Source organism: Streptomyces sp. 2114.4, from assembly GCF_900187385.1.
Lineage (GTDB): Bacteria > Actinomycetota > Actinomycetes > Streptomycetales > Streptomycetaceae > Streptomyces > Streptomyces mooreae.
Window position 1 is genome coordinate 5,758,060 of sequence record NZ_FYEY01000001.1, and the last position, 21,188, is coordinate 5,779,247.

The 21,188-nt window shown below is 71.0% G+C and carries 17 protein-coding genes; 13 read left to right on the forward strand and 4 right to left on the reverse strand.

The features are described from left to right. The first annotated feature begins 144 nt into the window (after nt 1-144). From CFW40_RS25445 to CFW40_RS25470, 6 genes are all read left to right on the forward strand, one after another. Nucleotides 145-2,004: an acetolactate synthase large subunit gene (locus CFW40_RS25445; RefSeq protein ID WP_088800214.1), complete on the forward strand. Its 1,860-nt coding sequence runs from the start codon at nt 145-147 to the stop codon at nt 2,002-2,004. A 40-nt stretch (nt 2,005-2,044) separates the two neighbouring features. Further along, nucleotides 2,045-2,569, forward strand: a complete 525-nt coding sequence (gene ilvN / locus CFW40_RS25450) for an acetolactate synthase small subunit (protein WP_030816355.1) — start codon at nt 2,045-2,047, stop codon at nt 2,567-2,569. Nucleotides 2,570-2,669: 100 nt separating this feature from the next. Then, nucleotides 2,670-3,668 (forward strand): ketol-acid reductoisomerase, encoded by a 999-nt coding sequence (ilvC, locus tag CFW40_RS25455; RefSeq protein ID WP_088800215.1) that lies wholly within the window; start codon nt 2,670-2,672, stop codon nt 3,666-3,668. Nucleotides 3,669-3,969: 301 nt separating this feature from the next. Continuing rightward, a complete protein-coding gene (gene serA / locus CFW40_RS25460) occupies nt 3,970-5,562 on the forward strand; it encodes a phosphoglycerate dehydrogenase (RefSeq protein WP_088800216.1) in 1,593 nt (530 codons plus the stop codon). 135 nt (nt 5,563-5,697) lie between these two features. Continuing rightward, nucleotides 5,698-6,135, forward strand: coding sequence for a PRC-barrel domain-containing protein (locus CFW40_RS25465; RefSeq protein ID WP_371127261.1), 438 nt, complete (start codon nt 5,698-5,700; stop codon nt 6,133-6,135). Nucleotides 6,136-6,262: 127 nt separating this feature from the next. Next, a complete protein-coding gene (locus tag CFW40_RS25470) occupies nt 6,263-6,862 on the forward strand; it encodes a TetR/AcrR family transcriptional regulator (protein WP_088800217.1) in 600 nt (199 codons plus the stop codon). Between the two features lie 46 nt (nt 6,863-6,908). On the opposite strand, the gene CFW40_RS25475 is transcribed toward CFW40_RS25470, so the two are convergent. Further along, a complete protein-coding gene (locus CFW40_RS25475; protein ID WP_088800218.1) occupies nt 6,909-8,273 on the reverse strand; it encodes a helix-turn-helix domain-containing protein in 1,365 nt (454 codons plus the stop codon). Between the two features lie 337 nt (nt 8,274-8,610). Here CFW40_RS25475 and CFW40_RS25480 point away from each other — a divergent pair, with 337 nt between their 5' ends. Next, nucleotides 8,611-9,537 carry a proline dehydrogenase family protein gene (locus CFW40_RS25480; protein WP_088800219.1) on the forward strand — a complete coding sequence of 309 codons (927 nt, stop codon included), beginning with the start codon at nt 8,611-8,613 and terminating at the stop codon, nt 9,535-9,537. A 149-nt stretch (nt 9,538-9,686) separates the two neighbouring features. Then, entirely contained in the window at nt 9,687-11,318 is a 1,632-nt protein-coding gene (gene pruA, locus CFW40_RS25485) for an L-glutamate gamma-semialdehyde dehydrogenase (protein ID WP_088800220.1), read from the forward strand. Between the two features lie 70 nt (nt 11,319-11,388). Here the strand turns inward: pruA and CFW40_RS25490 are convergent, their stop codons facing one another. Next, nucleotides 11,389-12,045: a Uma2 family endonuclease gene (locus CFW40_RS25490; protein WP_176956389.1), complete on the reverse strand. Its 657-nt coding sequence runs from the start codon at nt 12,043-12,045 to the stop codon at nt 11,389-11,391. A 352-nt stretch (nt 12,046-12,397) separates the two neighbouring features. Here CFW40_RS25490 and CFW40_RS38275 point away from each other — a divergent pair, with 352 nt between their 5' ends. Beyond that, the gene (locus CFW40_RS38275; RefSeq protein WP_088800221.1) at nt 12,398-12,529 is read left to right on the forward strand and encodes a hypothetical protein; all 132 of its coding nucleotides are present in this window, start codon (nt 12,398-12,400) and stop codon (nt 12,527-12,529) included. A 216-nt stretch (nt 12,530-12,745) separates the two neighbouring features. Here CFW40_RS38275 and CFW40_RS25500 read toward each other — a convergent pair whose 3' ends face one another. Next, the gene (locus tag CFW40_RS25500; RefSeq protein WP_179265981.1) at nt 12,746-14,347 is read right to left on the reverse strand and encodes a fibronectin type III domain-containing protein; all 1,602 of its coding nucleotides are present in this window, start codon (nt 14,345-14,347) and stop codon (nt 12,746-12,748) included. A 129-nt stretch (nt 14,348-14,476) separates the two neighbouring features. Here CFW40_RS25500 and CFW40_RS25505 point away from each other — a divergent pair, with 129 nt between their 5' ends. Together CFW40_RS25505 and CFW40_RS25510 are read left to right on the forward strand one after the other, a co-directional pair. Beyond that, nucleotides 14,477-15,517 carry a 3-isopropylmalate dehydrogenase gene (locus tag CFW40_RS25505; protein ID WP_088800223.1) on the forward strand — a complete coding sequence of 347 codons (1,041 nt, stop codon included), beginning with the start codon at nt 14,477-14,479 and terminating at the stop codon, nt 15,515-15,517. A gap of 372 nt (nt 15,518-15,889) precedes the next feature. Then, complete coding sequence (locus CFW40_RS25510; protein WP_088800224.1) at nt 15,890-16,978, forward strand: branched-chain amino acid aminotransferase; 1,089 nt, start codon at nt 15,890-15,892, stop codon at nt 16,976-16,978. 97 nt (nt 16,979-17,075) lie between these two features. Here CFW40_RS25510 and CFW40_RS25515 read toward each other — a convergent pair whose 3' ends face one another. Next, nucleotides 17,076-18,533 (reverse strand): cytosine permease, encoded by a 1,458-nt coding sequence (locus CFW40_RS25515; protein ID WP_088800225.1) that lies wholly within the window; start codon nt 18,531-18,533, stop codon nt 17,076-17,078. Between the two features lie 243 nt (nt 18,534-18,776). On the opposite strand from CFW40_RS25515, the gene ureA reads away from it, so the two are divergent. Continuing rightward, entirely contained in the window at nt 18,777-19,481 is a 705-nt protein-coding gene (gene ureA, locus CFW40_RS25520; RefSeq protein ID WP_088800226.1) for an urease subunit gamma, read from the forward strand. Then, complete coding sequence (locus CFW40_RS25525; protein WP_088800227.1) at nt 19,478-21,172, forward strand: urease subunit alpha; 1,695 nt, start codon at nt 19,478-19,480, stop codon at nt 21,170-21,172. Before ureA ends, CFW40_RS25525 begins: the two co-directional genes overlap by 4 nt. The last annotated feature ends 16 nt before the right edge of the window (nt 21,173-21,188 follow it).

Below are 21,188 nucleotides of genomic sequence, written 5' to 3' on the forward strand. Positions count from 1 at the left end.
CGCGTCGGCTGAAGCCGGGTCACTGACGAAACCCGACTCGCACACCGACGCGCTCCCCTCGCTTGCCACCTGGCACGAGGGGTTTTTTGTTGCACAGCAACCTCACATATCCGTCAAAACCCTCAGCTTCGAGAAGAGACGCAGATGACCGAGCAGGCCTCCGGGGCCCACCATCCGCAGCCGCGGGCCCGTCACTCCGGCGGACCGCAGCAGCCCGCCGCCGTCGAGCACGTCACGGGTGCGCAGTCGCTGATCCGTTCGCTCGAGGAGGTCGGGGCCGACACCGTGTTCGGCATTCCCGGCGGTGCGATCCTTCCTGCGTACGACCCGATGATGGACTCCTCGAAGGTCCGGCACGTCCTGGTGCGCCACGAGCAGGGCGCCGGCCACGCGGCCACCGGCTACGCCCAGGCCACCGGCAAGGTCGGCGTCTGCATGGCGACCTCGGGCCCCGGCGCCACCAACCTCGTCACCCCGATCGCCGACGCCCATATGGACTCCGTCCCGATGGTGGCGATCACCGGTCAGGTCGCGTCCAAGGCGATCGGCACGGACGCCTTCCAGGAGGCGGACATCTGCGGCATCACGATGCCGATCACCAAGCACAACTTCCTGGTCACCGACCCCGCCGAGATCCCCCGGACGATCGCCGAGGCGTTCCACATCGCGGCCACCGGCCGCCCGGGCCCGGTCCTGGTCGACATCGCCAAGGACGCCCTCCAGGCCCGGACCACCTTCGTCTGGCCGCCGCACACCGAGCTGCCCGGCTACCGCCCGGTGACCAAGCCGCACGCCAAGCAGATCCGCGAGGCCGCACGGCTGATCGCCGAGTCCAAGCGCCCGGTGCTCTACGTCGGCGGCGGTGTGATCAAGGCCGGCGCCACCGCCGAGCTGAAGGTGCTCGCCGAGCTGACCGGCGCCCCCGTCACCACCACCCTGATGGCCCTGGGTGCCTTCCCCGACAGCCACCCGCAGCACGTCGGCATGCCCGGGATGCACGGGGCGGTCACCGCCGTCACCGCGCTGCAGAAGTCGGACCTGCTGATCACCCTCGGCGCCCGCTTCGACGACCGCGTCACCGGCAAGCTGGACTCCTTCGCGCCGTACGCCAAGGTCGTCCATGCGGACATCGACCCCGCGGAGATCGGCAAGAACCGTGCCGCGGACGTGCCGATCGTCGGCGACGCCCGCGAGGTCATCGCCGACCTGATCGTCGCCGTCCAGGCCGAGCACGACGCCGGCCACAAGGGTGACTACACCGCCTGGTGGAAGGACCTCAACCGCTGGCGGGAGACCTACCCGCTCGGCTACGACCTGCCCGAGGACGGCAGCCTCTCCCCGCAGCAGGTCATCGAGCGGATCGGGCAGCTCGCCCCCGCCGACACCATCTACGCCGCGGGCGTCGGCCAGCACCAGATGTGGGCCGCCCACTTCATCGGCTACGAACAGCCCTCGACGTGGCTGAACTCCGGCGGCGCCGGGACGATGGGCTACGCCGTCCCCGCCGCGATGGGCGCCAAGGCCGGCCGGCCGGACCGTACGGTCTGGGCGATCGACGGCGACGGCTGCTTCCAGATGACCAACCAGGAGCTGGTCACCTGCGCGCTGAACAACATCCCGGTCAAGGTCGCGATCATCAACAACGGAGCGCTGGGCATGGTCCGCCAGTGGCAGACCCTCTTCTACAACCAGCGCTACTCCAACACCGTGCTCCACTCCGGCCCCGAGGCCGACGGCAAGCAGCCGAGTGCAGGCACCCGGATCCCGGACTTCGTGAAGCTGGCCGAGGCGATGGGGTGCGTGGCGATGCGCTGTGAGGACCCGGCCGAGCTGGACGCGGTCATCGCCAAGGCCAATGCCATCAACGACCGCCCGGTCGTGATCGACTTCATCGTGCACGAGGACGCCCAGGTGTGGCCGATGGTCGCCGCCGGCACCTCCAACGACGAGGTCATGGCCGCCCGGGGCGTGCGTCCCGACTTCGGCGACAACGAAGACGACTGAGCCCAGGACGTTACGGACGCACGGAAGAAGAGAGAAGACCATGTCCAAGCACACGCTCTCCGTCCTGGTGGAGAACACCCCCGGCATCCTCGCCAGGATCGCCGCGCTGTTCTCCCGCCGCGGTTTCAACATCGACTCGCTCGCGGTCGGGGTCACCGAGCACCCCGACATCTCCCGCATCACCATCGTGGTCAGCGTCGAGTCGCTGCCGCTGGAGCAGGTCACCAAGCAGCTCAACAAGCTCGTCAACGTCCTGAAGATCGTCGAGCTGGAGCCGGGCGCCGCGATCCAGCGCGAACTGGTCCTGGTGAAGGTCCGCGCCGACAACGAGACGCGCTCGCAGATCGTCGAGATCGTCCAGCTCTTCCGCGCCAAGACCGTGGACGTCTCGCCCGAGGCCGTCACCATCGAGGCCACCGGATCCAGTGAAAAGCTGGAGGCGATGCTCAAGATGCTGGAGCCGTTCGGCATCAAGGAGCTGGTGCAGTCCGGGACCATCGCCATAGGCCGCGGTGCCCGGTCCATCACCGACCGCTCGCTGCGCGCACTGGACCGTTCGGCCTGACCCTGCGGTCCGACCGGACCGTATGGCGAGACCCACCGCCTTTCCTCACCCCGCCCGACGTACTGTGTGGGCACCCGCTAGATCCAAGGAGATACCCGAAGTGGCCGAGCTGTTCTACGACGACGATGCCGACCTGTCCATCATCCAGAACCGCAAGGTCGCGGTCATCGGCTACGGGAGCCAGGGCCACGCCCACGCGCTGTCCCTGCGCGACTCGGGTGTCGATGTGCGCGTCGGTCTGCACGAGGGCTCCAAGTCCAAGGCCAAGGCCGAGGAGCAGGGCCTGCGCGTGGTGACCCCCGCGGAGGCGGCCGCCGAGGCCGACGTCATCATGATCCTGGTGCCGGACCCGATCCAGGCCAAGGTCTACGAGGAGTCCATCAAGGACCACCTCAAGGACGGCGACGCGCTGTTCTTCGGCCACGGCCTCAACATCCGCTACGGCTTCATCAAGCCCCCGGCCGGCGTGGACGTCGCCCTCGTCGCCCCCAAGGGCCCGGGCCACCTGGTCCGCCGCCAGTACGAGGAGGGCCGCGGCGTCCCGTGCATCGCGGGCGTCGAGCAGGACGCGAGCGGCAACGCCTTCGCGCTCGCGCTCTCCTACGCCAAGGGCATCGGCGGCACCCGCGCCGGCGTCATCAAGACCACCTTCACCGAGGAGACCGAGACCGACCTGTTCGGTGAGCAGGCCGTCCTGTGCGGTGGCGCCTCGGCGCTGGTCAAGGCCGGCTTCGAGACCCTGGTCGAGGCGGGCTACCAGCCCGAGATCGCGTACTTCGAGTGCCTCCACGAGCTGAAGCTGATCGTGGACCTGATGTACGAGGGCGGCCTGGAGAAGATGCGCTGGTCGGTCTCCGAGACCGCCGAGTGGGGCGACTACATCACCGGCCCGCGGATCATCAACGAGAACACCAAGGCCGAGATGAAGAAGGTGCTCGCCGAGATCCAGGACGGCACCTTCGCCAACAACTGGATGGCGGAGTACAACGCCGGTCTGCCGAAGTACAACGAGTACAAGAAGGCCGACGAGGACCACCTCCTGGAGACCACCGGCAAGCAGCTGCGCAAGCTGATGAGCTGGGTGGACGACGAGGCGTAAGCCGAATGGACAGGGGGTCGCGAAACTGCTCGCGGCCCCCTCGTCCGTGCGCCCGGCCGGCTGCCGGAGCGCCTTGTCCACCGCGTCGAACCACGCACGGGTGATCCTTACGCACCGGCACAGGACGCGCCCCCCATCGCCACTACACTTGCCCATCACAAGCGCGTCAGGCTCACAGCGTCGTGCGTCTTCCACGCGGCTTTCCCCCTTCACCGCCTTCGGCCGTCGGGACGGCCGCCCTCCCCCCACAGCCTTGAGGGCGTGGGAGGTACCCCCAGGACTAGTGAGGACTGAAGAGCACGTGAGCCCGAAACCAGTCGTACTGATCGCTGAAGAGCTGTCGCCCGCCACCGTCGACGCCCTCGGTCCGGACTTCGAGATCCGGCACTGCAACGGCGCGGACCGCGCCGAGCTGCTGCCCGCCATCGCCGACGTCGACGCCGTCCTCGTGCGCAGCGCGACGAAGATCGACGCCGAGGCCATCGCCGCCGCCGGGAAGCTCAGGGTCGTCGCCCGCGCGGGCGTGGGCCTGGACAACGTCGACGTCTCCGCCGCCACCAAGGCCGGCGTGATGGTCGTCAACGCCCCGACCTCCAACATCGTCACCGCCGCCGAGCTCGCCTGCGGTCTGCTGGTGGCCACGGCTCGCAACATCCCGCAGGCCAACACCGCCCTGAAGAACGGCGAGTGGAAGCGCAGCAAGTACACCGGTGTCGAGCTCAGCGAGAAGACCCTCGGCGTGGTCGGCCTCGGCCGGATCGGCGTCCTGGTCGCGCAGCGGATGTCGGCGTTCGGCATGAAGGTCGTCGCCTACGACCCCTACGTCCAGCCGGCCCGTGCCGCGCAGATGGGCGTCAAGCTGCTGAGCCTGGACGAGCTGCTGGAGGTCGCGGACTTCATCACCGTCCACCTCCCCAAGACGCCCGAGACCGTCGGCCTGATCGGCGACGAGGCGCTGCACAAGGTCAAGCCGTCCGTCCGGATCGTCAACGCCGCCCGTGGCGGGATCGTCGACGAGGTGGCGCTGGCCACCGCGCTGAAGGAGGGCCGGGTGGCCGGCGCGGGCCTCGACGTCTACGCGACCGAGCCGTGCACCGACTCGCCGCTCTTCGAGTTCGACCAGGTCGTCGCCACCCCGCACCTCGGTGCCTCGACGGGTGAGGCGCAGGAGAAGGCCGGTATCTCGGTCGCCAAGTCGGTGCGGCTCGCGCTGGCCGGCGAGCTGGTGCCGGACGCGGTCAACGTCCAGGGCGGCGTGATCGCCGAGGACGTCAAGCCGGGCCTGCCGCTGGCCGAGCGGCTGGGCCGGATCTTCACCGCCCTGGCCGGCGAGGTCGCCATGCGCCTCGATGTCGAGGTGTACGGCGAGATCACCCAGCACGACGTCAAGGTGCTCGAACTCTCCGCGCTCAAGGGCGTGTTCGAGGACGTCGTGGACGAGACGGTGTCCTACGTCAACGCCCCGCTGTTCGCGCAGGAGCGCGGGGTGGAGGTGCGGCTGACGACCAGCAGCGAGTCGCCCGAGCACCGCAATGTGGTGACCGTGCGCGGCACCCTGGCGGGCGGCGACGAGGTGTCGATCTCCGGCACGCTGTCGGGCCACAAGAACACCCAGAAGATCGTCGCGGTCGGCGAGCACTCCATCGACCTGTCGCTCGCGGACCACATGGCCTTCATGCGCTACAGCGACCGCCCCGGTGTCGTCGGCACCGTCGGCCGGATCCTGGGCGAGGCGGGCATCAACATCGGCGGGATGCAGGTCTCCCGGGCCGATGTCGGCGGCGAGGCGCTGGTCGCGCTGACCGTCGACGACACGATTCCCCCGAACGTGCTCACCGAGATCGCCGAGGAGATCGGCGCGACCTCCGTGCGCGCGGTGAACCTCGGCGACTGATTCGCAGGTTTTCGCAGGCCAACGGGCCCGGACCCCGCTTCGGCGGAGTCCGGGCCCGGTTGCGTCCGCGGGGGCGGCGTCGCGCAATGGAAAGTGTGCGTGCCCCCGCCGGTGCGTGCGGAAGGAGGGAACGCCATGGAGGCACCCCTGGACGGCGCCCCCGGGAGCCTGACCGGGCTGCATGTCGTCGATGCGGACGGCGCCAAGGTGGGCAAGGTCCAGCAGGTCTACCGGGACGACGCCACCAACGACCCCGAGTGGATCACGGTGCGCACCGGGCTGTTCGGGATGAAGGAGACCTTCATCCCGCTCGCCGGGGTCCGTCGGAGCGGCGACGATCTGCACGTTCCGCACGCCAAGGAGACCATCAAGGCCGCGCCGCGGATCGACGCCGACGGCCATCTCGACCCCTCGGAAGAGGACGAGCTCTACCGCCACTACGGGATGGCCCGGCCGGGTACGGCGCGCCCCGGCGACCCGTCGGGCCCCGGGGGGACGGCGGATCCCGGCTCAGGGCGTGCACCGGATCCCGGCTCCGGAACCCCGCACCCCGACGACACACCGGGCGGCTAGCCGCAGGGCGTCGGAAGCGGCCGGCGGCCGGGAGAGCGCCGTCCGTGGCACCTCCCCAGCGGGAAGGTATACGCGTGTCTTATACGGACGTCTGGTACGAGCGTATGTCCGGCGATAGGCTGGCTCCATGGGACACCGTGAAGACCTTCTGGAGGGCGCCAAACGCTGCCTCCTGGAGAAGGGGTACGCGCGCACCACCGCCCGCGACATCGTGGCCGCCTCCGGCGCCAACCTCGCCTCCATCGGATACCACTACGGTTCCAAGGACGCCCTGATGCGCCAGGCGATCATCGCCTCCACCGAGGAGTGGGCTGCCGGTGTGACCCGGGCGCCGGCCGCCGGCGACGGGACGGAGAAGGGGGACGCGGATCCGCTGGAGCGGTTTGCCGTGGTCTGGGACGCGGTCCTGCAACGGATCGCCACGGAACGGGAGTTCATCGCCGCGCAGGTCGAGGTGCTGGGGCTGCTGCCGCGCGACGCGGCGCTGCGCGAGGCGGTCGGCGAGGTGCTTCCGGAAGGGGGCGAGGGGCTTGTCGCGGTCTTCGAGGGGGTGCCGGACACCGAGGTCGACCCGGAGGCGGCACGTATCGTCGGCTCCTTCTACCAGGCCCTGCTCACCGGCCTGATGGTCCAGTCACTGCTCACACCGGACGCCATGCCCTCCGGCCAGGACCTGGCGAGGGCCCTGCGCCGGGTCACCGCGGGCGAGGTGCTGAGGCGGAAGTGACGCGCCCGGCGGGGGCCGTTGCCGTCGTCCGGCCGGCCCGTACGCCTCACAGCCGCGCCGCCTTCAGCCCCATGTGCAGCAGCAGCCGGTGCTCGCCGTCGTCCAGGTCGAGGCCGGTCAGTTTCTCCACCCGGCCCAGGCGGTAGTAGAGCGTCTGACGGTGGATGCCCAGGGCCTGGGCGGTGCGGCTCGCCTGGCCCGCGCAGTCGAGGAACACCTCGGCGGTGCGCGCGAGTTCGGCGTGCGCGGGGGCCAGCAGCGGGCCGATGGCCGGGTCGGGGGCGGAGTCCGGCAGCGCGGTCAGCATGCGGTACGGGCCGAGGGCGTCCCACTGGGTGACCGGGCCCAGCCGGGGCTCGGCGCGGGCCGCGCGGGCCGCGTCCAGCGCTTCTCGCCAGGTGGCCGGGAGGTCGGTCAACTCCTGTGTCCCGGCGCCGATTCCGGCGGCGCCCGGCCGGAGCGGGGGGTGCCCGGCGGGGCCGCCGCTGCGCGCGCCGCCGCGGGCCGCCCGCCCCTCGGCCGGTACGGCGCCGGCGCGCGGGGAGCGCAGCAGATGCTCGGCCACCGCATGGGCGGGGGCGAGCGCACCGGCCGAGCGCAGGCGTACCAGCGCGGCCAGGGCGGGTGCGGCGGCCGCGGGCTGCGGACGGGCCCCCGTCCCGGCGCGGCCGGCGGGCCCGCTGCCGGGTGGCGCGGCGGCATCCGCCTCGTCCGACCGGGCGGCCGGGAGGACCGGCCCGCCCGCGGGCAGCGCACACGCCGCCAGCAGGCCCGGCAGGCTGGGCAGCGGCGCCACATCGGTGTCCGAGGTGTCCCAGGGCAGCACCGCGACCAGGGTGAGCGGGATGCCCGAGGTGGAGCGCAGGCTGTCCCGCAGCGCATCGCTCAGCGCGGCCGCCGCGGCCGGCCGGCCGGAAGGCGGTGCGGCCAGCAACTCCCGCAGCAGATCGCCGAGTTCGGAACCGGCGCGAGCCTCGTCGGCCAGCAGCGCACCGATCCGGGCGGCGGTCTCCATCGCCTGGGCGATCCGCGGGTCGGGCGGTGCGCCACGGCTGCCCAGTTCGAGATCGGTCAGATGCCCGTCGTCCAGCAGCCAGACGTAGCCGTGCACGACGCCCCGATGGCGTACGGGCAGACAGATGCGGCCCTTGAAGACCCCGGCCGCCGGGTCCGGGGGGATGCGCAGCGCCGTCCGGGCGCGGGCGATCCCGAACGCCTCGAACCAGGCCCGTACCGCCGCCGACGAGCGGCGCTGCAGGATCGAGCGGGTCCGCACGGGGTCCATGACCTCGTCGTCGTCGCCCTCGTGCGCGCCGAACGCAATCAGTCCGAAATCCCGGTCCTCCAGCGTCGCCGGGGCGCCGAGCGCCGCCGAGATCTCGTCCACGAGCTGCTGGTAATCGCCCCGCATCCGCCGCCCGGCTCCTCTCCTGTCGTCGCACCACCGGCCGCTACCGGTCGCCTGCCTTCGCACCACCGGTCGCCTGCCGTCACCCCACCGGCTCCCTGCCACCGCACCACTGGCATCACCAGTACCTCGGACACCTTTCACACCACCGGCACCACTGACCCGGTCCTCACTCCTCCATTCTCATACATCTGTCTGAGATCCCGACCACGAAGGCGTGACAGCTGTCGATGGCCGGGAAGTGGCGGGATCCTTAAGTTTCAGGTGGCTCAATCTTGCCGACGCGTTCGCCCCGTCCGGCGTCCGCCGGTACTTGTCACCCTGAATCGTGGAGGTGCCCATGCTGGGTCCCGTGCTCCTCGCCGCAGCGCGCAGCAACAGCATCCGCCGTATCGTTGCGGCCGCCCCGGTCACCCGCCCCGTGGTGGACCGGTTCGTCGCCGGCGAGCGCCTGGACGAGTCCATGGCGGCCGTGCGGTCGCTGGCCGCGCGTGGCCTGGAGGTCACCCTCGACCACCTGGGCGAGGACATCACCGACCCGGCCGAGGCACTGCGCAACCGCGATGCCTACCTGCACCTGGCCGCGGCCCTCAAGGAGCAGGGACTCGGCGTCAAGGCCGAGATGTCGGTCAAGCTGTCCGCTTTCGGGCAGGCGCTGGCCGGCGGCCACGAGCTGGCGCTGAAGAACGTCACTCCGGTGGTCGAGGCCGCCGCCGAGGCCGGTACGACGGTGACCCTCGACATGGAGGACCACACCACCGTCGACTCCACCCTCGCGATCCTCGCCGACCTGCGGGAGCGCTTTCCCCAGACGGGCGCGGTGCTGCAGTCCTACCTCTTCCGTACCGAGGACGACTGCCGTGCGCTCGCCGGGGAAGGCTCCCGGGTACGGCTGGTCAAGGGCGCGTACAAAGAGCCCGCGACCGTCGCCTTCCAGGACAAGCGGGAGGTCGACAAGGCCTATGTGCGCTGCCTGAAGATCCTGATGGCCGGGGAGGGCTACCCCATGATCGGGTCGCACGACCCGCGGATGGTGGCCATCGGCCAGGACCTGGCCCGCCGCAACGGGCGCAAGCCGGCCGACTACGAATTCCAGATGCTGTACGGCATCCGCGAGGGCGAGCAGCAGCGACTGGTCGCCGACGGGCACCGTATGCGGGTGTACATCCCCTATGGCACCGACTGGTACGGATACTTCATGCGCAGGCTCGCCGAGCGCCCCGCGAACCTCGGATTCTTCTTGAGGTCGCTGGCGACCCGCGGCTGATCCGCCCCGTGCGGGCGGGCGCGGGTGGATGCTGGAAGCCCGGGGTGCCTCCCGGACGGCGCCGCCCGCAGCCGCCCACCCGAAGCGGCCGCGGCCGCACCACCGACGTACGACAACCGACGAGCGAAATCGAAGGAGACACGGCCGCTATGGACGCTGTGACCCAGGTCCCCGTGCCGGTGAACGAGCCGGTCCACACCTACGCCCCCGGCAGCCCGGAGCGTTCCCGTCTGGAGGCCAAGCTCAAGGAGCTGGCCGACAACCCGATCGAGCTGCCGATGACCATCGGCGGCGAGCGCCGGATGGGCGGCGGCGAGCGTTTCGACGTCGTACAGCCGCACAACCACGCCTCCCGGCTCGGTACGTACGCCAACGCCACCGTCAAGGACGGCCAGGACGCGGTCGACGCCGCGCTGGCCGCCGCCCCGGCCTGGCGCGCGCTGTCCTTCGACGACCGCGCCGCGATCATCCTCAAGGCCGCCGACCTGCTCTCCGGCCCCTGGCGCGAGACGATGGCCGCCGCCACCATGCTCGGCCAGTCCAAGACCGCCCAGCAGGCCGAGATCGACACCCCCTGTGAGCTCATCGACTTCTGGCGCTTCAATGTGCACTTCGCGCGCCAGATCCTCGCCGAGCAGCCCCCGGCGAACTCCCCGGGCGTGTGGAACCGCTCGGACCACCGCCCTCTCGAAGGCTTCGTCTACGCGATCACGCCCTTCAACTTCACCGCGATCGCCGGCAACCTCCCGACCGCGCCCGCCCTCATGGGCAACGTCGTGGTCTGGAAGCCGTCCCCGACGCAGACCTACGCCGCCGTGCTGCTGATGCAGCTGCTGGAGGAGGCCGGGCTGCCCAAGGGTGTCATCAACCTCGTCACCGGCGACGGCAAGGACGTCTCCGAGGTGGCGCTGACCCACCCGGACCTCGCGGGCATCCACTTCACCGGTTCGACCAAGACCTTCCAGTACCTGTGGAAGACGGTCGGCAACAACATCGAGAACTACAAGACCTACCCGCGCCTCGTCGGCGAGACCGGCGGCAAGGACTTCATCGTCGCCCACCCCTCGGCCGACCGCGCCGTGCTGAAGACCGCCATGACCCGTGGCGCCTTCGAGTTCCAGGGCCAGAAGTGCTCCGCGGCCTCCCGCGCCTACGTCCCGGCCTCGCTGTGGAACAACGGCCTCAAGGAGGAGTTCGCGGCCGAGGTCGACGCCCTGTCCATGGGCGACGTCTCGGACCTGTCGAACTTCATGTCCGCCGTCATCGACGAGCGCTCGTTCGCCAAGAACAAGGCGGCGATCGACCGTGCCAAGGCCGACCCGACCATCGAGATCGTGGCCGGCGGCACCTACGACGACAGCGAGGGCTACTTCGTCCGCCCGACGGTCCTGGTCTCCACCGACCCGGAGAACGAGATCTTCAAGGACGAGTACTTCGGCCCGATCCTCGGCGTCTACGTCTACGACGACGCCGACTACGACGCGATGCTCACCCAGATGGAGTCCGCCTCGGCGTACGGCCTGACCGGTTGCGTCATCGCCCAGGACCGTGCCGAGGCCGCCCGCACCTGCGAGCTGCTGCGCTTCGCGGCCGGCAACTTCTACATCAACGACAAGCCGACCGGCGCCGTCGTCGGCCAGCAGCCCTTCGGCGGCGGCCGCGCCTCCGGCACCAACGACAAGGCCGGCGCCAAGCAGAACCTGATGCGCTGGACCTCCACCCGCTCCATCAAGGAGACCCTGGTCCCGCCGACGGACTACCGCTACCCGCACATGGGCTGACGCCCGGGCGGCACGCACGCCGACGGCCCGGCACCCCTCTCCCCAGGGGCGCCGGGCCGTCGGCCTGTTCTCAGGCGCCCCCCGGCGGGCCGGTGATGGCCTCGCCGATGATGAAGCCCTTGGCGGGGCCTTCGGGGATGATCACGTCGATGCCGTAGGCCACGCGGTGCACGTCCGTGTAGACCGCCTCGTCGGGGCGGGGTGCGGCGAGCACGGTGACCGTGCCATGGCCGTCGTGGTCATCGATGAGGACGTAGACGGGGATGCCGGCGCCGGCGTAGGCACGGCGCTTGCGCTCCCGGTCACGTTCGGTGCCATCGTGGCCTGGCGAGACCACCTCCACGATCAAGTGGACGGCGGACGCCTTGATGCCGATGCCGTCATCGGTGACGTGCGCCTCGGAGTCTTCCGGCGCGATGAAGCAGTCAGGGATCCAGACCTTGCGATCGTGGACGACGTTGATGTCTTGGTACGCGGCCCATTCACCCTCGTCCAGGTGCTTGTCGAGGGCGCGGCGAAGCCGGTTGGCGATCTGGCCGTGTGCAAAACGTCCGGTGGGCGACACCTCGATGGACCCCTCGATGATCTCGGCGTGAAGGCCCTCGGGGAGTTCCATGGCTTTCCATGCCTGCCACAGGGCCTCGTCCAGATCCGGCCCGTGGCTCGTGTCCTCGGGTGTCGTGATCTCCGGCATCGTCACGGGCGCCTCCTGCGCGAGCGCGGTCATGGTGCAGCACCTCCTCCTCAGTGTGGGCGGGCTTGGCCGGGCGGCACAAGCGACACCCTCAACCTAGGAAGCCGGGCACGCCCTCGACCTGCGAATGTCCATGGATCACTCGTTCGAGCACACGCCCGCCGTCTCAGATAGTAGGAAGCCCAAGTAATTGTGCAGACATCACGGCCGAGCTGTCCTAGCGTTGTAGGAAGCCGAACGTAACGCTCGATCGAGCGGATGCGGATGCGGCCCGGTGCGCAAGCGCAGGTGACCCCTGTCGTGCCGAGGCCCCCGCCCCTTCCGGCCGCTTCTGGATCGACGCATCCCAATTGTTCTCGGGGCTCTGGCATAGGAGACGTGAATCATGGCTGAGACTGCCGTCCGCAGGACCCGTCACTCCGCCCGTACGACCAGCGACGCCGACCGCAGGAACGCCGCGGCCGCTCTCCAGCGCGCCCTCGACCGCCGGGACAACGGCGGCTCCACCGGGCACTGAGATGATGCGCGCGCGACCCGGGTCGGTGCTGTCGAGGCCGGCGTCGGTGCCCTGCCGCTGCTGCTGGCGGATCCGGCTGTCGGTGGCCCGGTGGCTCTTTCTCTCCTGAGGGCCCGTGAGTACCAGGGGCGTTCGGGTCCCGTTCGTCCCTGAGCGTGTTCCCTTCCGCGCTTGTGGGGCGCCCGGATCCCGGGCGCCCCTACAGCTGACCGCTGTTCACTGCGCGGGCGAGCGGGTCACCTCGAAGTGGTCGATGCGCTCGCCGGACTCGGCGAGGGCGGTGACCTTCATCCGCGGGCGGTGGCCGGGCGAGACCTCCACGGCGATGAAGGAGTAGCCGGTGTAGCGGACCCGGGACCACTCCACGGTGTCCTTGTTCTTCTCCTGGCCCTTGGCCCAGTGGTAGGTGTCGATGTGGTCGACGTCCTTCACGTGGCCCTCGTAGCTGTCGGGTGCGGGGAAGTCGTACAGCGCCCGGCCCGCGCCGCCGGCGGTCACGTACACGATGCCCTCGCGCGTGGTGTCGACGCTCTCGCCGATCGGCATCTTCTTGCCGACCCGGCCGCCCTTGAGGGCATCGGTCCGCTCGTAGACGTGGTTGTGCCCGTTGATGACCAGGTCCACCTGGTGCTTCTCGAACAGCGGCAGCCAGGCGTCGCGCACCCCGCCGTCGGAGGCGTGCGAGTTGGTGGTGGAGAAGGCGCAGTGGTGGAAGAAGACCACGATGAAGTCGATGCCGTCGGCCGCGCGCAGTTCCGCCAGCCTGCGGTCCAGCCAGCGGGTCTGCTTGCCGCCGGTGTAGCCCTGGTTGGCGGGGATCTCGTACGAGACGTCGTTGGCGTCCAGGGCGACGACCGCGGTGTTGCCGTAGGTGAACGAGTAGACGCCGGGGGCGTTCTCGGCGTCCGGGCCGTTCCCCGGCAGCGTCCAGCGGGCGTTCTGGCCGCCGTAGCCGTGGGGCGAGTACCAGGCCTCCATGTCGTGGTTGCCGGTGGTCACCATCCACGGCACGGACTGGGCCACCGACTCGGTCTGCGCGAGGAACTGGTCCCAGACCCGGGCGTCGTAGGCGTCGTGCTCGGAGCCGTCGCCGTCGGTGTCCGCGTAACAGATGTCGCCCGCGTGCAGGTGGAACGAGGGGTTCTGACCCAGGATCAACTGGTCGTTGGCGAGGGCGTGGTAGCTCACGCCCTGGTCGCCGAAGGCCGTGAAGACGAACGTCCCCGGGCGGGCCGGGGCGGTGCGGAAGGTGCCGATGGTGGAGAAGTGGCGGGGGTCGGCCGGGTCAAAGCCGTCGTGGCCGACGCCGTAGTAGTACGTGGTTCCCGGGCGCAGCCCGTCCAGGGCGGCGTGCAGGTAGTACTGCTGGACGGCGGGCAGCTTGGCGGACAGCGACGGGGTGTGCAGGTCGCGCACCTCGGCGTCGATCTTGCGCCCCAGGTCCCAGGGCGTGAGCCCCACCCGCAGATACGGCCGCCGCACGGCCAACGGCACCTGCCAGCTCACCCGCATCTGGCTCTTGGGATCGGCACCGAAGGCCAGGTGGCGGCCGAACGGGGCGACCAGCGCACCGTCGACGCGGGCCGTGGAAGGCGCGGCCAGCAGGGTGGGGGAGGCCTGGGCCGAACCGGCCAGCAGGCCGGAGCCCGCCACCACTCCCGCGGTCGCGGCCGAGGTGCGCAGCAGACCGCGGCGGCTCAGCTTGGTACGGAGGTAGTCGTGCTGCTCGGGCATGCTCATCCGGGCCGCGAGCTGCTCCGGTATGCCGACGCGCGGGGTGTGCGAGGGCGGGTGGGCCCCCCGGGTGTTTCCAGTCATGCCGCCGAATGTCGCAGGGCGACCCGACCGCGACGGGGACAGGGGGTGAACTGCGGCTGACCGGCGGCCCACGTGTCCGTATGGCGGACGTTACGTGTCAATCAATGGGACGGAGAGTAGGGTCCCCCCATGTCTCGCAGCATTCGCCTCGCAGTGATCCCCGGTGACGGTATCGGCCAGGAAGTCGTGGCCCAGGGCCTGAAGGTCCTGACCGCGGTCCTCCCGCAGGACGTCAAGCTGGAAACCCAGAAGTACGACCTCGGCGCCCGGCGATGGCATGCGACCGGTGAGACCCTTCCCGACGCGGAGCTGGAGTCGCTGAAGCAGCACGACGCGATCCTGCTCGGCGCGATCGGCGACCCGTCCGTACCCTCCGGCGTGCTGGAGCGCGGGCTGCTGCTCAAGCTCCGCTTCGCCTTCGACCACTTCGTCAACCTGCGCCCGTCGAAGCTCTTCCCGAACACCACCACGCCGCTCGCCGGCCGCCCCGACATCGACTTCGTGGTCGTCCGCGAGGGCACCGAGGGCCCGTACACCGGCAACGGCGGCTCGCTGCGCACCGGCACCCCCGCCGAGGTCGCCACCGAGGTCAGCCTCAACACCGCCTACGGCGTCGAGCGCGTGGTCCGCGACGCGTACGAGCGGGCCAACGCCCGCCCGCGCAAGAAGCTGACGCTGGTGCACAAGAACAACGTCCTGGTGTACGCGGGCCACATGTGGAAGAACATCTTCGACAAGGTCGGCCAGGAGTACCCCGAGGTCACCACCGACTACCTGCACGTCGACGCCGCGACGATCTTCTTCGTCACCCAGCCCGAGCGGTTCGACGTGATCGTCACCGACAACCTCTTCGGCGACATCCTCACCGACCTCGCCGCGGCCGTCACCGGCGGCATCGGCCTGGCCGCCTCCGGGAACATCAACCCGACCGGCGAGTTCCCCTCGATGTTCGAGCCCGTGCACGGCTCCGCACCGGACATCGCGGGCACCGGGAAGGCCGACCCCACGGCGACGGTCCTCTCCGTGGCCCTGCTCCTGCGCCACCTCGGGTTCGCGCCGCAGGCCGCCCGGATCGAGGAGGCCGTGGCGGCCGACCTGGAGGCCCGGGACGGCTCGCCGCGCAGCACGGACGAGATCGGCGACGCGCTCGCCGTACGCGTAGCCGGCTGAGGCCCGCAGCGCGCACCCGCACCACCGACAGCGCCGGGCCGTACCAGGCCCGGCGCTTTCCGTGTTGGTCCGCTCTGGGCTTACCGCCCGGTGGGGTGCGACCATCGGACCCGGAACGCGCCCTCGGTTCCGGCGGCACAGACCCACGGGCGATAATCAGACGTGGCATCGCCGCCCGCGAGGAAGCTCGGACGTCCCAGTAACGACCGGTACGTTCAAGATCCGAGCGTGGTCGCCACACACCGCACCGGTGCCGCATGGTGGGGGCCGACCCCCCGACCCCCGGCCGGAGGGCTGGGCCGGTGACGCTCCCCCAGTGAACGCTGGGAGGTACCCCCAGGTATCGGAACACGCAGTGAAGGACACGCATTCATGACGACGCCCACCATCGAGCTCAAGCCTTCCTCGCATCCGCTCTCCGACGCGGAGCGGGCGAAGATCCTGGCCGCCCCCGGCTTCGGCCGCCACTTCACCGACCACATGGTGACGGTCAAGTGGACGGAGGGCCGCGGCTGGCACGACGGCCAGCTCGTGCCGTACGGGCCGCTCTCCCTCGACCCGGCGACCAATGTCCTGCACTACGCGCAGGAGATCTTCGAGGGCCTGAAGGCCTACCGGCAGCCCGACGGCTCCGTCGCCACGTTCCGCCCCGACGCCAACGCCCGGCGCTTCCAGGCCTCCGCGCGCCGGCTGGCCATGCCGGAACTGCCCGCCCGGACCTTCATCGAGGCCTGCGACCTGCTCGTCCAGCAGGACAAGAACTGGGTGCCGGCGCACGGCGGCGAGGAGTCGCTCTACCTGCGCCCCTTCATGATCGCGACCGAGGTCGGGCTGGGCGTGAAGCCGGCCAACGAGTACCTTTTCGTGGTCATCGCCTCGCCCGCCGGCGCGTACTTCGCCGGGGGCGTCAAGCCCGTCTCCATCTGGCTGTCCGAGAACCGGGTGCGCGCCGTCCCCGGCGGTATGGGCGACGCCAAGACCGGCGGCAACTACGCCGCGTCGCTGCTCGCGCAGGCCGAGGCCGCCGCGCACGGCTGTGACCAGGTCGCCTACCTCGACGCCGTGGAGCACAAGTGGGTCGAGGAGCTGGGCGGCATGAACCTGTACTTCGTGTACGGCGACAAGATCGTCACGCCCACGCTGACCGGCTCCCTCCTCGCCGGCGTCACCCGTGACTCCCTGCTGTCCGTCGCCCGCGACCTGGGCTACGGCGCACAGGAGGCCCGGGTCTCCATCGACCAGTGGAAGGCCGACACCGAGGACGGCACCCTCACCGAGGTCTTCGCCTGCGGTACGGCCGCCGTGATCACCCCCGTCGGCACGGTCAAGAGCGCGGGCGGCGAGTGGGTCCAGTCCGGCGGTGAGCCCGGCAAGGTCACGCTGAAGCTGCGGGACGCGCTCCTCGACATCCAGCGCGGTATCGCCGAGGACAAGCACGGCTGGATGCACCCGCTGGGCTGATCCGGGATTCCGGGCAGCCGGCCGGGGCCGCTCCTGGAGGGACCGAGGCCGCCGCCGACATCGCGTCGGGGGCGGCCTCGGGCGTGTCGCGGCCCCTTCAGCCGGCCTCCGCGGGGGCCGTCGCCGGGGCGGACGCGCCGGGGGCGGGCGGCGCCGCGCGCAGCGCCGCGACCGGGCGCGGGTCCCGGGCGGTGAGGGCCAGGTAGGCGAGGCCGCCCACCGCCGCCGCGAGCAGGAAGCTGAGGTCGATCCCACCGGTCAGGGGGAGCAGCGGCCCCTGGAAGAGGGGCGTGTCCACGCCCATCAGGCCGACCGCCGAGCCCAGTGCCCAGGCGACGGCGGCCCGGACGTGCCAGCCGCCCCGGTACCAGTACACGCCGCCCCGGGTGCCGCGGTTGTAGACCTGCAGGGACTCCGGGTCGTACGAGCCGCGGCAGCGGGCGAAGCCGATCACGGTGATCACCGCCCAGGGCGTGCCGACGGCCGTCATCAGCAGGACGAAGGAGGTCATCGCGTCCTGCGCGGCCCACAGGAAGTGACCGGCGTAGACCAGCGCGGTCGACAGGCCGGCGACGACGTAGGTGGCCTGGGTGCGGGTGGCGCGCGGCAGGATCGCGTCCAGGTCGAGGCCCATGCTGTAGAGCATCAGACCGGCGTTGCCGACCGAGCCGGCCGAGGCGTTGACCAGCAGCAGCGCCAGGTACCACAGCGGTGCGCCGGCCACCAGCGGGCCCGCGTAGTCCTCGCCCGCGCCGACGGCGAGTGCGGTGAACGTACCGAAGAGCTGCGGCACCAGGAGGCCGGCCAGCAGGCCCAGACAGGTGGCGCCGAAGACCTTCGTGGAGCTGTGCCGCTGCGGGGAGATGTAGCGGCTGTAGTCGCCGAGCAGGGTGATGAACGCGATCGGGCCGCTGAGCCCCGCGGAGACGGCGGCCAGCAGCCAGGTCTGCCAGAAGCCGCCGAGCAGATAGCCGCTGCCGTGCGGCGCGGCGGTGGTGAAGGTGCCCGCGTACGCGACGATGCCGACGGCCAGCAGCACGGTCAGACCGAGGGCGAGCACCTTGCTCAGCCGCAGCAGCACCCGGTAGCCGTAGACCGCGCTCACCGCGGTGGCGCCCGCCAGCAGGGCGTAGACCAGCGCGTACGTCACCCCGTTCGACGGCAGCCCGGTCAGGCGGTGCAGCGCGCCGACGACCGCGTCCCCGCCCACCCACAGCGTCAGCGCGGTGTAGCCCAGCGACAGCAGCAGGCCGATGACCGAGCCGATCAGCCGGCCGCGCACGCCGAAGTGGGCGCCGCTGCTGGTCGACAGGTTGGTGGCGCTGCGCAGGGAGACCAGCGCGAGCGGGGCGGTGAGCAGGGTGCCGACGGCGGTGCCGGCCGCCAGGGAGGTCACCGAGGGCCAGAAGCCGAGCCCGAAGGAGACCGGGAGCCAGCCGAAGATCACCACGCCGAGGGCGAGGTTCGACCCGAGCAGGATCGAGATCAGGTCGCGAGGCCCGCTGGTGCGTTCCTCCTCGGGGACGGTGTCGACTCCGCGTTGTTCTATCGGCATGAGGGCTCCCCTGAGAGGCCGGACAACAGTGGGTGAGCAGGGCTTCGGGGGCCGTGTTCCGTACGGGGCGGTGTGCGCCGCGTGCTGCTCACGCTGTCGGGATCATGTAGAGCGGCGCGCTGTCCGCCGCATCTTTTAGAGCAGCGCTCAATGTCGCTCATCCCAGTGTCCGCGGTCAATGCTTTCCTCCCGGGCATCTTCGTGGTTAGAGTGCTGCTCTAATCGATCGGGAGGAGTGGCGGGATGCGGTTGACCCCGACGGAACGCGACCGGCTGCTGCTGTTCGGCGCGGCCGAACTGGCGCGGACGCGCCGGGCCCGCGGGCTGCGGCTGAATGTGCCCGAGGCGACCGCGTTGATCGCGGACACGGTCTGCGAGGCGGCGCGGGACGGGCGCCGCCTCGCTCAGGCCATCGAGGCGGCCCGCGGCGTGCTCGGCCCGGACGATGTGCTGCCGGGCGTGGCCGACGTCGTCACCGAGGTGCATGTGGAGGCCGTGTTCGACGACGGCTCCCGGCTCGCGGTGGTCAGCGACCCGATCGGCGCCGGTGCACGGGACGGGGAGCACCGCCGGGTGCCCGCGCCCGGCGCGGTGCTGCCGGGACCGGCCGCCCCGGAGCCCGCGCCCGCGATCGTGCTGACCGTGCGCAACACCGCGACCGTGCCCGTCAGCGTCACCTCGCACTTCCACTTCTTCGAGGCCAACCCCCGGCTGGACTTCGACCGCGGCGCCGCGTACGGCATGCGGCTGTGCGTCCCGGCCGGCTCCTCGGTGCGGTTCGACCCCGGCGGCACCGAGGAGGTCGGGCTGGTCCCGATCGGCGGCGACCGGATCGCGATCGGCTTCGCCGGTCTGGTGGACGGCCCACTGGACACACCGGGCGCGAAGACCGAAGCGCTGCGGCGGGCCGCCGCCTGCGGCTACCTGGGAGCGGAGGAACAGGCATGACCGGCACCATCGACCCTCACGAGTACGCGTCGGTACACGGCCCGCGGGCCGGCGACCGGGTCGTCCTCGGCGACTCGGGCCTGGTCGTCCGGGTCGAGTCCGACGCGCAGAAGCCCGGTGACGAGTTCCTGGCCGGCTTCGGCAAGACCGCCAGGGACGGGCTGCACCTCAAGGCCGCGGCGGTCCGCGACACCTGCGACGTAGTGATCAGCAATGTCCTGGTCATCGACGCGGCCTTGGGCATCCGCAAGGTGTCGATCGGCATCCGTGAGGGCCGGATCCACGCCATAGGACGGGCCGGCAACCCCGACACCCTCGACGGCGTCGATGTCGTCGTCGGCACCGGCACCTCGATCGTCTCCGGCGAGGGCATGATCGCCACCGCGGGCGCGGTCGACACCCATGTCCATCTGCTCTCGCCGCGCGTCATGGAAGCCTCGCTGGCCTCCGGCGTGACCACGATCATCGGCCAGGAATTCGGTCCGGTCTGGGGCGTCGGCGTCAACTCCCCCTGGGCGCTGGGGCACGCCTTCAGCGCCTTCGACGCCTGGCCGGTCAACATCGGCTTCCTCGGCCGCGGTTCCTCCTCGGGCGAGGCCCCCCTGGTCGAAGCGCTCGCCGAGGGCGGCGCCTGCGGCTTCAAGGTGCACGAGGACATGGGCGCGCACGCCCGTGCCCTGGACACCGCCCTGCGCGTCGCCGAGGAGCACGACGTCCAGGTCGCGCTGCACAGCGACGGCCTCAACGAATGCCTCACCGTCGAGGACACCCTGCGCGTCCTGGACGGCCGCACCATCCACGCCTTCCACATCGAGGGCTGCGGCGGCGGCCATGTCCCCAACGTCCTGAAGATGGCCGGCGTCCCGAACGTCATCGGCTCCTCCACCAACCCCACCCTCCCCTTCGGGCGGGACGCGGTCGCCGAGCACTACGGCATGATCGTCTCGGTCCACGACCTGAAGACCGATCTGCCGGGCGACGCCGCCATGGCCCGCGACCGCATCCGGGCCGGCACCATGGGCGCCGAGGACGTGCTGCACGACCTCGGGGCGATCGGCATCACCTCGTCCGACGCCCAGGGCATGGGCCGCGCGGGGGAGACGGTCCGGCGCACCTTCGCGATGGCGGGCAAGATGAAGGCCGAACTCGGGCCCCTGGAAGGCGACGGCCCGCACGACGACAACGCCCGGGTGCTGCGTTACGTCGCCAAGCTGACCCTCAACCCCGCCATCGCGCACGGCCTTTCGCACGAGATCGGGTCGATCGAGGTCGGCAAGATGGCCGACATCGTGCTGTGGAAGCCGCAGTACTTCGGTGCCAAGCCACAGCTGGTGCTGAAGTCCGGCTTCCCCGCCTACGGCGTCACCGGCGACCCGAACGCCGCCACCGACACCTGCGAACCCCTGGTGCTCGGCCCGCAGTTCGGCGCGTACGGGGCGGCCCCCGCCGAGATCTCCGTCGCCTTCGTCGCCCGCGCCGCGGCCGAACAGGGCGGTGACCAGCTGCCCACCCGCCGCCGCCGGGTCGCCGTCCGCGGCACCCGCGGTATCGGCCCCGGCGACCTCGTCCGCAACTCCCGTATCGGACAGGTGCAGGTCGACGGGCGCAGCGGCCTGGTCACCCTCGACGGCGACCCGATGCGCTCGGAGCCGGCCGACACCGTCTCGCTCTCCCGCCTGTACTTCCTGTGACAGCACGGCCCCGACG

What these genes read in the sequence shown, in the direction of transcription:
- CFW40_RS25465 (WP_371127261.1), top strand. Translation starts at nt 5,698, where the DNA reads ATGGAGGCACCCCTGGACGGCGCCCCCGGGAGCCTGACCGGGCTGCAT.
- CFW40_RS25445 (WP_088800214.1), top strand. Translation starts at nt 145, where the DNA reads ATGACCGAGCAGGCCTCCGGGGCCCACCATCCGCAGCCGCGGGCCCGT.
- CFW40_RS25510 (WP_088800224.1), top strand. Translation starts at nt 15,890, where the DNA reads ATGACGACGCCCACCATCGAGCTCAAGCCTTCCTCGCATCCGCTCTCC.
- CFW40_RS25505 (WP_088800223.1), top strand. Translation starts at nt 14,477, where the DNA reads ATGTCTCGCAGCATTCGCCTCGCAGTGATCCCCGGTGACGGTATCGGC.
- ilvN (WP_030816355.1), top strand. Translation starts at nt 2,045, where the DNA reads ATGTCCAAGCACACGCTCTCCGTCCTGGTGGAGAACACCCCCGGCATC.
- CFW40_RS25500 (WP_179265981.1), bottom strand. Translation starts at nt 14,347, where the DNA reads ATGACTGGAAACACCCGGGGGGCCCACCCGCCCTCGCACACCCCGCGC.
- pruA (WP_088800220.1), top strand. Translation starts at nt 9,687, where the DNA reads ATGGACGCTGTGACCCAGGTCCCCGTGCCGGTGAACGAGCCGGTCCAC.
- CFW40_RS38275 (WP_088800221.1), top strand. Translation starts at nt 12,398, where the DNA reads ATGGCTGAGACTGCCGTCCGCAGGACCCGTCACTCCGCCCGTACGACC.
- ureA (WP_088800226.1), top strand. Translation starts at nt 18,777, where the DNA reads ATGCGGTTGACCCCGACGGAACGCGACCGGCTGCTGCTGTTCGGCGCG.
- CFW40_RS25525 (WP_088800227.1), top strand. Translation starts at nt 19,478, where the DNA reads ATGACCGGCACCATCGACCCTCACGAGTACGCGTCGGTACACGGCCCG.
- CFW40_RS25515 (WP_088800225.1), bottom strand. Translation starts at nt 18,533, where the DNA reads ATGCCGATAGAACAACGCGGAGTCGACACCGTCCCCGAGGAGGAACGC.
- CFW40_RS25470 (WP_088800217.1), top strand. Translation starts at nt 6,263, where the DNA reads ATGGGACACCGTGAAGACCTTCTGGAGGGCGCCAAACGCTGCCTCCTG.
- CFW40_RS25480 (WP_088800219.1), top strand. Translation starts at nt 8,611, where the DNA reads ATGCTGGGTCCCGTGCTCCTCGCCGCAGCGCGCAGCAACAGCATCCGC.
- CFW40_RS25490 (WP_176956389.1), bottom strand. Translation starts at nt 12,045, where the DNA reads ATGACCGCGCTCGCGCAGGAGGCGCCCGTGACGATGCCGGAGATCACG.
- CFW40_RS25475 (WP_088800218.1), bottom strand. Translation starts at nt 8,273, where the DNA reads ATGCGGGGCGATTACCAGCAGCTCGTGGACGAGATCTCGGCGGCGCTC.